The 12,042-nt window shown below is 43.8% G+C and carries 8 protein-coding genes, 2 tRNA genes and 2 rRNA genes; 10 read left to right on the forward strand and 2 right to left on the reverse strand.

Annotation, left to right across the window (positions count from 1 at the left end):
- Positions 1–12: 12 nt before the first annotated feature.
- The 3 genes from F909_RS00060 (at position 13) to F909_RS00050 (ending at position 2,251) form a co-directional block, all read left to right on the forward strand.
- Positions 13–699, forward strand: coding sequence for a ribonuclease T2 family protein (locus F909_RS00060; protein ID WP_032878361.1), 687 nt, complete (start codon positions 13–15; stop codon positions 697–699).
- Between the two features lie 167 nt (positions 700–866).
- Positions 867–1,853, forward strand: a complete 987-nt coding sequence (locus F909_RS00055) for a malate dehydrogenase (RefSeq protein WP_004668635.1) — start codon at positions 867–869, stop codon at positions 1,851–1,853.
- A 155-nt stretch (positions 1,854–2,008) separates the two neighbouring features.
- The gene (locus F909_RS00050; RefSeq protein WP_005155198.1) at positions 2,009–2,251 is read left to right on the forward strand and encodes a DUF2789 family protein; all 243 of its coding nucleotides are present in this window, start codon (positions 2,009–2,011) and stop codon (positions 2,249–2,251) included.
- Positions 2,252–2,277: 26 nt separating this feature from the next.
- On the opposite strand, the gene F909_RS00045 is transcribed toward F909_RS00050, so the two are convergent.
- Complete coding sequence (locus tag F909_RS00045) at positions 2,278–2,805, reverse strand: hypothetical protein (protein ID WP_005155201.1); 528 nt, start codon at positions 2,803–2,805, stop codon at positions 2,278–2,280.
- A 78-nt stretch (positions 2,806–2,883) separates the two neighbouring features.
- Positions 2,884–3,501, reverse strand: a complete 618-nt coding sequence (locus F909_RS00040) for a 2OG-Fe(II) oxygenase (protein WP_005155202.1) — start codon at positions 3,499–3,501, stop codon at positions 2,884–2,886.
- Positions 3,502–3,619: 118 nt separating this feature from the next.
- Between F909_RS00040 and F909_RS00035 the strand changes: the two genes are divergently transcribed.
- The 7 genes from F909_RS00035 to F909_RS00005 all read left to right on the forward strand — a co-directional run bounded on the left by F909_RS00035 (position 3,620) and on the right by F909_RS00005 (position 11,872).
- Positions 3,620–4,477 (forward strand): 23S rRNA (adenine(2030)-N(6))-methyltransferase RlmJ, encoded by an 858-nt coding sequence (locus tag F909_RS00035; protein ID WP_005155207.1) that lies wholly within the window; start codon positions 3,620–3,622, stop codon positions 4,475–4,477.
- A 38-nt stretch (positions 4,478–4,515) separates the two neighbouring features.
- Positions 4,516–5,349 (forward strand): CDP-diacylglycerol--serine O-phosphatidyltransferase, encoded by an 834-nt coding sequence (gene pssA / locus F909_RS00030; protein ID WP_005155209.1) that lies wholly within the window; start codon positions 4,516–4,518, stop codon positions 5,347–5,349.
- 16 nt (positions 5,350–5,365) lie between these two features.
- Positions 5,366–6,427, forward strand: a complete 1,062-nt coding sequence (locus tag F909_RS00025; RefSeq protein ID WP_005155210.1) for a DUF6670 family protein — start codon at positions 5,366–5,368, stop codon at positions 6,425–6,427.
- 409 nt (positions 6,428–6,836) lie between these two features.
- Positions 6,837–8,374 (forward strand): 16S ribosomal RNA (locus F909_RS00020).
- A gap of 59 nt (positions 8,375–8,433) precedes the next feature.
- A tRNA-Ile gene (locus F909_RS00015) sits at positions 8,434–8,510 on the forward strand.
- Between the two features lie 36 nt (positions 8,511–8,546).
- Positions 8,547–8,622, forward strand: a tRNA-Ala gene (locus tag F909_RS00010).
- Positions 8,623–8,979: 357 nt separating this feature from the next.
- Positions 8,980–11,872: ribosomal RNA gene (locus F909_RS00005) — 23S ribosomal RNA — on the forward strand.
- Together the 16S and 23S rRNA genes with 2 tRNA genes alongside form the textbook arrangement of a ribosomal RNA operon.
- Positions 11,873–12,042 lie beyond the last annotated feature (170 nt).

A 12,042-nucleotide genomic window follows, 5' to 3' on the forward strand; every position in this document is an offset into this window, starting at 1 on the left:
TTAAGTGAAACAATGAAGTTTTTGCATTTGATTAAACCCGTCCAATTACTCAAAGGGCAGTTGATGAGATCTCTACAGGTGTTGATCTGTTATTCGGTCTTGTCTTTTACTGCACCCTTACATGCTGCAAGTGATCAAGATGTGGCGGGATATGTCATGCATGTACAAATGACACCGGCAGCGTGTGCCTTTGATTCATCAAGACAAAAACAACGTAAATGTTTGGAAGGTTATTCACTGACCATTGCCAGCTTATTGCCTGAAGTGCCTTTAAATCGCGATTGCTCAACCAAAACATCTGCAAAACTCTCACCATTACAAGCCAAAGTGGTTGCGCGGGTCATGCCTGATGAAAATGCACGCGTGCAACTGTGGCAGGATGTCGGTGGATGTATGCCAATGAATGCCAGTCAATATTTTAGAACAGTGATTAACTTCGCTGAGCGCTTGAAAATACCAGCCGATTTGACCAGCCCGAATACGATAGAAGTTCAAAAAGAAAATTTAAGGCAGCAATTTACCAAGCTCAATCCATCTTTACCGCCCAACGGGATTCGCTTTACTTGCCAGTCATCAAGATTTGATACGGTTTTAACTGAGATTCGCGTCTGTTATCAGAAAAATGGTCAATATAAACAATGTGCAAGCCATATTGTGACGGGCTGCCCAAGTGAGTTTACAATTAAAGGAAGTTATTAGAGATTTACCTAGTTTGATTTGTATTTTCTATTAGACTTTTGTTGAAATTCATTCTCTTTTACATGCATCTGTATTCGCTTTAGAGTACAATCTTTGCCGTTTATGATAATTCGATTGAATAATAATAGCGTTCAATCGTGCAAACGCATCTCATTGGAGAATATCACATGAAGCAACCCGTTCGTGTAGCCGTTACAGGCGCTGCTGGTCAAATTGGTTATAGCTTATTATTCCGTATCGCAAGCGGTGAAATGCTCGGTAAAGATCAACCAGTAATTTTACAATTGCTTGAAGTTCCTTTTGAGAAAGCTCAACAAGCGCTTAAAGGCGTGATGATGGAACTTGACGACTGTGCTTTCCCATTATTGGCAGGTATGATCGGGACTGATGATCCTAAGGTTGCATTTAAAGATGCTGACTATGCATTGTTGGTAGGTTCACGTCCACGTGGTCCTGGTATGGAACGTGCTGACTTGTTGAAAGTCAACGGTGAAATTTTCATTGGTCAAGGCCAAGCACTTAACGAAGTTGCTAGCCGTGATGTTAAAGTATTGGTTGTAGGTAACCCTGCAAATACCAATGCCTATATCGCAATGAAATCTGCGCCAGATCTTCCAGCGAAAAACTTCACAGCAATGTTGCGTCTTGACCACAACCGTGCGTTAACTCAAATTGCTCAAAAAGCGGGTGTTGCAGTTTCTGATATCGAGAAATTAACGGTTTGGGGTAACCACTCTCCAACAATGTATGCTGACTACCGTTTTGCAACTGCAAATGGCGAAAGCTTAAAAGACAAAATCAACGATGCAGAATGGAACAAAGATACGTTCCTTCCAACTGTTGGTAAACGTGGTGCTGCGATCATCGAAGCGCGTGGTTTGTCTTCAGCTGCTTCAGCTGCGAATGCTGCAATCGACCATATGCGTGACTGGGCGTTGGGTACAAACGGCAAATGGGTAACTATGGGTATCCCATCTGACGGTTCTTATGGTATTCCAGAAGGCGTAATGTACGGTGTGCCAGTCACTTGTGAAAATGGCGAATACACGCGTGTTGAAGGTCTCGAAATTGATGAATTCAGCCGTGAGCGCATGAACATCACGCTTCAAGAACTTGAAGATGAGCGTGCGGCAATTGCTGACATGTTAAAATAATTTATCTTTTTGATAAATTGAAAGCACTCTCCTAGAGAGTGCTTTTTTTATGGGCAGCGAACAAAAAACAACAAGAAAATATAGACATACATCTGCATGATAACGGTGTTTACTGTTAAATTATTCTGATAAGAGACATGATTTGGAGAATAACAATGTTTGAGCAGCAACCGACACTGGAACTTTTATTCGAGCAACTCGGGCTTGGGGCTGATGATGCTGCAATTGAAAATTTTATCAAAGCCCATCAGTTACCTGCTGATCAAAAATTACATGAAGCAGAATTTTGGAGTGCAGGGCAACGTGATTTTCTCAAAAGTCACTGGGATAAAGATGATGAATGGGCCATTGTAATTGATGAGCTTAATCAGCAATTGCATCTCGACAGCACAAAATAATGAATCGGTAAAATAAAGCTCACATTTTAGTGAGCTTTATTTTTTATAAGGGCTGCAAACCAGTCTTCTTGACGTACTTGATTAAAAGCAGGATGCAGTTGTAAAAACTCTAAATCATGATCCAAGCAAGATACGTATTTCGTTAGCCAATGCCGTGTTAATGCTAGTTCTTGCTTAGACGCCGAAGCGTAAGCCAAGAAGAAATAGATATCTAAGTGTTCTGTATATGCCAAAGGTTTAAGAATTTGCTGTGTAATTAAAGCAAAACGCTGCTCTTTAGTGAGCTCAAAGTAAATCATATAGGCTTTGGCTAAACATAAAGACAAATTCAAATACAAGTTTAATGGCATTTCATCATATTCAACACGAGCTTGCTCAAGCAGTACGATTGCTTCTTGTAAGAAATGCAATTGTTCCTGACGAATATGGCTCAATACCACCAATCGCAAACGGAGGTCAGCGCGCTCTAAAGCAAGTTCGGGAGTATTACTCTCTAAATAGAGTTGGTCTGTTTCACCAATTCGAGCAATCACTTGTTGAGTTTCATTCGACATTATTGATCCAAAATCGTCAGTTATGCGTGATATATAAGGTTGTTTTTAAGAATTTAAAGGCTGCAAAGTAAATAGAGCCTAGTTATTCCAGATCGAGTTTCCACCACGTAACCATGCGGTAATGGATAACCGTTGCTGCTGAGACAGAAGAACCTCATGCATTAAATCACTTTGAAAGATAGCGAGACGGTTCGACAAAGGCTGGATGATATGCCATTGATTATTTTTGTCTTGTAAGCGTAATTGGCCACCCCAATCTTCTTGCCAGTGTTCATGTAAATAGAAAACGGTTGATATGATCCGATCATTTTTCTGTTGAGGATTATCACGGTGCAAGGCATAAAATTCACCTGCGTTATAGCAGGCAAAATGTGCTTCGACTTCTTTTATCCCAAGATAAAACGCTTGGTTTAAGGTCTGCGATAGGTGTTCTAAAGCTTGAATATGTTGTTGAGCAATCGGCAACTGACCATCAATCCAGAGAATATGATCACTACGAATATGGCTGACAACACCATTTTGCACACCTGCGGCTCTAAACTCAGCCAAATGCGAGCTACATTCCTGCACCAGTGATTGGACATATTCAATAGAGTAGACATCATCAATCAGGGCAAAGCCAAATTCATTCAAATCGTCCAGAATTTTATCTAAATTCCATGATTGGAGATTTAAAGATTGAGAGGGTTGTTGCATAGTGCTCCATTGAACATTGGTTTGATTACAGTGCAATTTTAGTCGATCACATCAACGCTAAAGAATACTTTTTTCTTTCATGTTAAACTACCTGCTGAATTGAGGAATAATTGTCAACATGAATTACCGTCACCATTTCCATGCGGGTAACTTTGCCGATGTTATGAAGCATGTACTTTTGCTTCAACTGCTCGCTCGTTTAAATGCTAAAGATAAACCTTATCGATATATAGATACCCATGGTGGTGCAGGTAAATATGATTTATCTACTTCTGAAGCACAAAAATCAGGTGAATTCTTAACGGGTATCCATCGTTTGGTCAAGCTTGACGATTCGATTAAGCGTAATGCGCCTGAAGGTGTAAAACAATATCTTAAAATCGTTGAAGATATGCGTGCAGGTTCTGGGAAAGGTGCTTATCCGGGTTCACCATGGTTTGCACTTGAAGGTATGCGTGATATTGATAAGGCGACTATATTTGAAATGCAACGCGATGTGTTTCAACAGTTGTACTTTAATATTCGCGATAAACGTGCGGGCCTGCATGAGCGTGATTTTTACGAAGGTCTTATGGGGGTAATTCCACCTAAAGAAAAGCGTGGATTGGTCATGATTGACCCACCTTACGAAATCGAGCGTAAAGACTTCCCGCAATTGGTTGAGTTATTGCAAACTGCCCATAAAAAATGGCCAACAGGCGTATTTGCTGTTTGGTATCCTATTAAAGACCGCGCCATGATTGAACGTTTTGAAAAGAAAATGTTTAAAACGGGTATTCGCCGTCAGCTCATCTGTGAAATCTGTGTATGGCCCGATGACACGCCAGTGGGATTAAATGGTTGTGGTTTATTAGTGATTAACCCACCTTGGAAATTCTCAGAAGATGCAGATCAAGCATTACAATGGTTATTTCCACATTTACGCATGAGTGAAAATGGTGGACATGCTGCTGTGCGTTGGTTGGTGGGTGAATAACCCATCAATGTCAAACTATTCTCGAGGAATTGAAAATAATGACAAATTCTCTTAAACCTGATTCTGATTTGAACAAAGAAGATCATTCTTTTGACGGAATCACTTTTGAAGTAGAAGAAGAAGAACATACGCACGAAGGACAAAAAGTGAAACGCCGTGGTATTTATTTGTGGCCGAATTTAATTACTACAGCCGCACTTCTTTCTGGTTTTTACTCCATTATTGCCAGTATGAATGGCAACTTTAATCAAGCGATTTATGCCATTTTCTTGGCGGCATTGCTTGATGGTTTGGATGGTCGGGTTGCTCGTGCGATTGGTGCACAGAGTGCATTTGGAGAACAATACGACTCTCTTTCTGACTTGTTGGCTTTTGGTGTTGCGCCTGCAATCTTGATGTATAGCTGGAGTTTGCATGATCTTGGTCGTATTGGTTTGGCATGTTGCTTTATTTATACTGCCTGTGCAGCTTTCCGTTTAGCGCGTTTTAATGTGCAAATTGGTGTTGTCGATAAGCGTTACTTTATTGGTATTGCCAGTCCACTCGCTGCGGTGACGGTCATTTCCTTGGTATGGGTCGGTCGTGATTATCCATTTATCTTTGATTTAAAAGATATTGTGATACAAGTGATCAATTCAGTGGTGATGGTTGCGGTTGGTTTACTGATGATTTCCAACATCAAATACTACTCATTTAAACAAATGGATCGCAAACGTGTACCTTTTGTCGTGATGTTGCCTGTAGTCTTGATTTTTGCTGCAATCACGTACAACATTCCTGTAGGGATCTTAATTGTCTGTATCCTCTATGTACTTTCAGGATTTGTGACGACATTATTTGCCAAAAAGAATGATGCAAAAATAACAACTTAAAAGACGGAGGTTCAGTATGCCAATATTGATGAATAACAATCAATTAAAGCAGCTGAACCTCAATAAGTCAGATGCTTTAACTTTTCATCCACCTAAAGGTCTATTTAAAATTGTTTATCAGGCGTTGATCCTGCCGAATTTGCCTGAACCTTTTCATTATTTAAATTTCATCAGCCTGATTGGGCAACCTCGTATCCCTATTTGTTATAACGCCAGTGCGATTGCTACGACGGCAATTGATACTGCGACAGTTTTGGTGGGGAGTAGTGTTTCAACTGTCGGGCATCTCAAAAGTTATAGTGCCAAAGAACAGTGTCAATTAGAGCAAGACCGCTACCAGTTTTTAGATATAGATCAGATTCAAGTTGATTTCCCAAACTATTATTTTAAGCGTGATGATGAAGAGCTCAGTTGCCAACTCAAAGTGAATATTGGGACTGAAATAGAAAATCATTCAGCCTTGCAATGGGGGGTTGGGGATTATTGGTATGTTCGCTGCCAATGCGAAGGTGAAATCATTTATAAAAAACAAAAATATCAAATCGAGGCGCAAGGGATACTAAAACACGCCAGGGCCATCTATTTGCCATTTATCGCTTTTCATTTTTTTACCTATCAAATCATTCAGGTGAATGCAGACTTTCAGATCATATTGTCTGAACTTAGAAATCAATGGAATAACATTATTTTTTCTAGAATCGAAATTCAGTCAAATGGACAGCAATCGATTCTTTATGATCATCAGGTAATTTTGGATGTTACCCGTGTTTACCCGAAAGTACAGACACCTAATGGACGTGAAATGTATTTGCCTCGAGAATTTATTTGGCAATATCAAGAAAATGATGAGATTGTTTTCCAATTACAGGCGCAAAGCCGCGGTGACTATAAGTTTGGCTTAGCCGCAGGTTACGTGGGTAGTTTTAACTACCAGCTATTATGGAATAAACAGAGCTATGAAGGTTCTGGGTATTGTGAATATATCGACTGTCGACCTCTTCATTGGCAAGAAAAAAGTAAAACTGAACAAATAATAGACCAAATAGCGCATTTTCAGCCTTATTTGTGTAAAAAATAATCGCTTGAATTAATAATTTAAAAGAATTTGAAAAATGGGGTTGTGTCTGGTTGGAAATGCTGTAGAATGCACATCCATCGGCGGTGATGCAGATAAAAACTTGTTGAGAAACAAGGATTTGGCTTAAGGGTTAAATTTTTGGGTTTGAGAATAAGTTTTGAAAATATCTAAATTACCTGTTGACTTTAAAGAAATTTAGAGTAATATAGCCGACCTAGCTTGATGATGACGAATCATCGAGAAGATCATTAAGAGAATAGAAGAACAACTTGTGTGGATTTTTACTGGTTGATCAATCGAAAATATTTCATTGATTGAATGGTAAGAATTTCTCGAAGTTTATTTGAGCGAATTTTTAGTCAGAAAATTGATGAGCCAAGATTTGTAGCCATAAGCTACTAATGATTTTAAACTGAAGAGTTTGATCATGGCTCAGATTGAACGCTGGCGGCAGGCTTAACACATGCAAGTCGAGCGGAGTGATTGTGCTTGCACAATCACTTAGCGGCGGACGGGTGAGTAATGCTTAGGAATCTGCCATTTAGTGGGGGACAACATTCCGAAAGGAATGCTAATACCGCATACGTCCTACGGGAGAAAGCAGGGGATCTTCGGACCTTGCGCTAAATGATGAGCCTAAGTCGGATTAGCTAGTTGGTGGGGTAAAGGCCTACCAAGGCGACGATCTGTAGCGGGTCTGAGAGGATGATCCGCCACACTGGGACTGAGACACGGCCCAGACTCCTACGGGAGGCAGCAGTGGGGAATATTGGACAATGGGCGGAAGCCTGATCCAGCCATGCCGCGTGTGTGAAGAAGGCCTTTTGGTTGTAAAGCACTTTAAGCGAGGAGGAGGCTACCTAGATTAATACTCTAGGATAGTGGACGTTACTCGCAGAATAAGCACCGGCTAACTCTGTGCCAGCAGCCGCGGTAATACAGAGGGTGCGAGCGTTAATCGGATTTACTGGGCGTAAAGCGTGCGTAGGCGGCTGATTAAGTCGGATGTGAAATCCCTGAGCTTAACTTAGGAATTGCATTCGATACTGGTCAGCTAGAGTATGGGAGAGGATGGTAGAATTCCAGGTGTAGCGGTGAAATGCGTAGAGATCTGGAGGAATACCGATGGCGAAGGCAGCCATCTGGCCTAATACTGACGCTGAGGTACGAAAGCATGGGGAGCAAACAGGATTAGATACCCTGGTAGTCCATGCCGTAAACGATGTCTACTAGCCGTTGGGGCCTTTGAGGCTTTAGTGGCGCAGCTAACGCGATAAGTAGACCGCCTGGGGAGTACGGTCGCAAGACTAAAACTCAAATGAATTGACGGGGGCCCGCACAAGCGGTGGAGCATGTGGTTTAATTCGATGCAACGCGAAGAACCTTACCTGGCCTTGACATACTAGAAACTTTCCAGAGATGGATTGGTGCCTTCGGGAATCTAGATACAGGTGCTGCATGGCTGTCGTCAGCTCGTGTCGTGAGATGTTGGGTTAAGTCCCGCAACGAGCGCAACCCTTTTCCTTATTTGCCAGCGAGTAATGTCGGGAACTTTAAGGATACTGCCAGTGACAAACTGGAGGAAGGCGGGGACGACGTCAAGTCATCATGGCCCTTACGGCCAGGGCTACACACGTGCTACAATGGTCGGTACAAAGGGTTGCTACCTAGCGATAGGATGCTAATCTCAAAAAGCCGATCGTAGTCCGGATTGGAGTCTGCAACTCGACTCCATGAAGTCGGAATCGCTAGTAATCGCGGATCAGAATGCCGCGGTGAATACGTTCCCGGGCCTTGTACACACCGCCCGTCACACCATGGGAGTTTGTTGCACCAGAAGTAGGTAGTCTAACCGCAAGGAGGACGCTTACCACGGTGTGGCCGATGACTGGGGTGAAGTCGTAACAAGGTAGCCGTAGGGGAACCTGCGGCTGGATCACCTCCTTAACGAAAGATTGACGATCGGTAAGAATCCACAACAAGTTGTTCTTCGAAGATGTATCTGAGGGTCTGTAGCTCAGTTGGTTAGAGCACACGCTTGATAAGCGTGGGGTCACAAGTTCAAGTCTTGTCAGACCCACCAAATCTGAAAGATATGTCGTTCATTAAATGATAAGCTGGGGACTTAGCTTAGTTGGTAGAGCGCCTGCTTTGCACGCAGGAGGTCAGGAGTTCGACTCTCCTAGTCTCCACCACGTACTTTAAAGAGTACGAGCTAAAATAGATTATAGAATTTAGTAAGTTAAAAGCTTATTAAGTTCTGTGATTTATCACAGTTTACTAGTCACCGACGAGGTGCTAGTTAATCATTAACAGATTAGAAAATTGAGTCTGAAATAAATTGTTCAAACTCGATTAGATATAAGCTTAACAAGCAATTGTTAAGAAGATATTTAATCCGAGAACTAGCAAATTAACTGAATCAAGCGTTTTGGTATATGAATTAGATTGAAGCTGTACGGTGATTAAATTCACAGGACAACAGATAGTAGCAATTAAGTTTGCAACGATAACACTCACTTGTATGTGTTAACGACTGTTTGGGGTTGTATAGTCAAGTAATTAAGTGCATGTGGTGGATGCCTTGGCAGTCAGAGGCGATGAAAGACGTAATAGCCTGCGATAAGCTCCGGGGAGGCGGCAAATATCCTTTGATCCGGAGATTTCTGAATGGGGGAACCCACCCGCTATAAGGCGGGTATCATAAGCTGAATACATAGGCTTATGAAGCGAACGAGGGGAAGTGAAACATCTCAGTACCCTTAGGAAAAGAAATCAATTGAGATTCCCTTAGTAGCGGCGAGCGAACGGGGAGCAGCCCATTAAGTTGTGTGTGTTCTAGTGGAACGCTCTGGGAAGTGCGAACGTAGAGGGTGATATTCCCGTACACGAAAGGGCACACACAATGATGACGAGTAGGGCGAGGCACGTGAAACCTTGTCTGAATATGGGGGGACCATCCTCCAAGGCTAAATACTCCTGACTGACCGATAGTGAACCAGTACCGTGAGGGAAAGGCGAAAAGAACCCCTGTGAGGGGAGTGAAATAGATCCTGAAACCGCATGCATACAAGCAGTGGGAGCCGACTTGTTCGGTGACTGCGTACCTTTTGTATAATGGGTCAGCGACTTATATTCAGTAGCGAGGTTAACCGAATAGGGGAGCCGTAGAGAAATCGAGTCTTAATAGGGCGTTTAGTTGCTGGGTATAGACCCGAAACCAGGCGATCTATCCATGAGCAGGTTGAAGGTTGGGTAACACTAACTGGAGGACCGAACCCACTGTCGTTGAAAAGCCAGGGGATGACTTGTGGATAGGGGTGAAAGGCTAATCAAGCCTGGTGATAGCTGGTTCTCCCCGAAAGCTATTTAGGTAGCGCCTCGGACGAATACCATTGGGGGTAGAGCACTGTTTCGGCTAGGGGGTCATCCCGACTTACCAAACCGATGCAAACTCCGAATACCAATGAGTACTATCCGGGAGACAGACTGCGGGTGCTAACGTCCGTAGTCAAGAGGAAAACAATCCAGACCGCCAGCTAAGGCCCCAAAATCATAGTTAAGTGGGAAACGATGTGGGAAGGCATAGACAGCTAGGAGGTTGGCTTAGAAGCAGCCACCCTTTAAAGAAAGCGTAATAGCTCACTAGTCGAGTCGGCCTGCGCGGAAGATGTAACGGGGCTAAAACTATGTGCCGAAGCTGCGGATTTACGCATTAGCGTAAGTGGTAGGGGAGCGTTCTGTAAGCCGATGAAGGTGTATTGAGAAGTATGCTGGAGGTATCAGAAGTGCGAATGCTGACGTGAGTAACGACAAAACGGGTGAAAAACCCGTTCGCTGAAAGACCAAGGGTTCCAGTCCAACGTTAATCGGGGCTGGGTGAGTCGACCCCTAAGGCGAGGCCGAGAGGCGTAGTCGATGGGAAATTGGTTAATATTCCAATACTTCTGTGTAATGCGATGAGAGGACGGAGAAGGTTAAGTCAGCCTGGCGTTGGTTGTCCAGGTGGAAGGCTGTAGGCATGCATCTTAGGCAAATCCGGGGTGCTCTATGCTGAGAGCTGATAGCAAGCTGTACTTGTACAGTGAAGTGGCTGATACCATGCTTCCAGGAAAAGTCTCTAAGCTTCAGTTACACAGGAATCGTACCCGAAACCGACACAGGTGGTCAGGTCGAGTAGACCAAAGCGCTTGAGAGAACTCTGCTGAAGGAACTAGGCAAAATGGTACCGTAACTTCGGGAGAAGGTACGCTGCTGACGGTGATGGGACTTGCTCCCTGAGCTATTGGCAGCCACAGAAACCAGGCCGCTGCAACTGTTTATTAAAAACATAGCACTCTGCAAACACGAAAGTGGACGTATAGGGTGTGATGCCTGCCCGGTGCTGGAAGGTTAATTGATGGGGTTAGCGTAAGCGAAGCTCTTGATCGAAGCCCCAGTAAACGGCGGCCGTAACTATAACGGTCCTAAGGTAGCGAAATTCCTTGTCGGGTAAGTTCCGACCTGCACGAATGGCATAATGATGGCGGCGCTGTCTCCAGCAGAGGCTCAGTGAAATCGAATTCGCCGTGAAGATGCGGTGTACCCGCGGCTAGACGGAAAGACCCCGTGAACCTTTACTGCAGCTTGACATTGAACTTTGACCTTACTTGTGTAGGATAGGTGGGAGGCTTTGAAGTTAGAACGCTAGTTCTAATGGAGCCGTCCTTGAAATACCACCCTGGTAATGTTGAGGTTCTAACTCTGCCCCGTAATCCGGGGCGAGGACCATGTCTGGTGGGTAGTTTGACTGGGGCGGTCTCCTCCTAAAGAGTAACGGAGGAGTACGAAGGTGCGCTCAGCGTGGTCGGAAATCACGCGTAGAGTATAAAGGCAAAAGCGCGCTTAACTGCGAGACCCACAAGTCGAGCAGGTACGAAAGTAGGTCTTAGTGATCCGGTGGTTCTGTATGGAAGGGCCATCGCTCAACGGATAAAAGGTACTCTGGGGATAACAGGCTGATACCGCCCAAGAGTTCATATCGACGGCGGTGTTTGGCACCTCGATGTCGGCTCATCTCATCCTGGGGCTGAAGCAGGTCCCAAGGGTATGGCTGTTCGCCATTTAAAGAGGTACGCGAGCTGGGTTTAGAACGTCGTGAGACAGTTCGGTCCCTATCTACCGTGGGCGCTGGAAATTTGAGAGGATCTGCTCCTAGTACGAGAGGACCAGAGTGGACGAACCTCTGGTGTACCGGTTGTGACGCCAGTCGCATCGCCGGGTAGCTATGTTCGGAAGGGATAACCGCTGAAAGCATCTAAGCGGGAAGCCTACCTCAAGATAAGATTTCCCTAGGAATTTATTCCTCTAAAGAGCCGTTCGAGACTAGGACGTTGATAGGTTGGGTGTGGAAGCACGGTGACGTGTGAAGCTGACCAATACTAATTGCTCGTGAGGCTTGACTATACAACACCCAAGCAGTTGTATGTAAAGCTGATAATCGATTCATAAAAGATCAGTTAAACCTGATCTTGAACAAAGAACTTGATTTAGTGATTGCTAAACAATAAACTTCGACTCAATAATCTAATCCGTTAATAACTCTTTGGATCGTAAGTAAGGCATGTGGTGAATAC

This window comes from Acinetobacter sp. ANC 3929 (genome assembly GCF_000369405.1).
In the GTDB taxonomy this organism is placed as follows: Bacteria; Pseudomonadota; Gammaproteobacteria; order Pseudomonadales; family Moraxellaceae; genus Acinetobacter.

Bases quoted from the DNA above. Each gene is read 5' to 3' on its own strand.
- F909_RS00045 (WP_005155201.1), bottom strand. From the start codon at position 2,805: ATGTCGAATGAAACTCAACAAGTGATTGCTCGAATTGGTGAAACAGAC.
- F909_RS00035 (WP_005155207.1), top strand. From the start codon at position 3,620: ATGAATTACCGTCACCATTTCCATGCGGGTAACTTTGCCGATGTTATG.
- F909_RS00055 (WP_004668635.1), top strand. From the start codon at position 867: ATGAAGCAACCCGTTCGTGTAGCCGTTACAGGCGCTGCTGGTCAAATT.
- F909_RS00040 (WP_005155202.1), bottom strand. From the start codon at position 3,501: ATGCAACAACCCTCTCAATCTTTAAATCTCCAATCATGGAATTTAGAT.
- F909_RS00025 (WP_005155210.1), top strand. From the start codon at position 5,366: ATGCCAATATTGATGAATAACAATCAATTAAAGCAGCTGAACCTCAAT.
- F909_RS00060 (WP_032878361.1), top strand. From the start codon at position 13: ATGAAGTTTTTGCATTTGATTAAACCCGTCCAATTACTCAAAGGGCAG.
- pssA (WP_005155209.1), top strand. From the start codon at position 4,516: ATGACAAATTCTCTTAAACCTGATTCTGATTTGAACAAAGAAGATCAT.
- F909_RS00050 (WP_005155198.1), top strand. From the start codon at position 2,009: ATGTTTGAGCAGCAACCGACACTGGAACTTTTATTCGAGCAACTCGGG.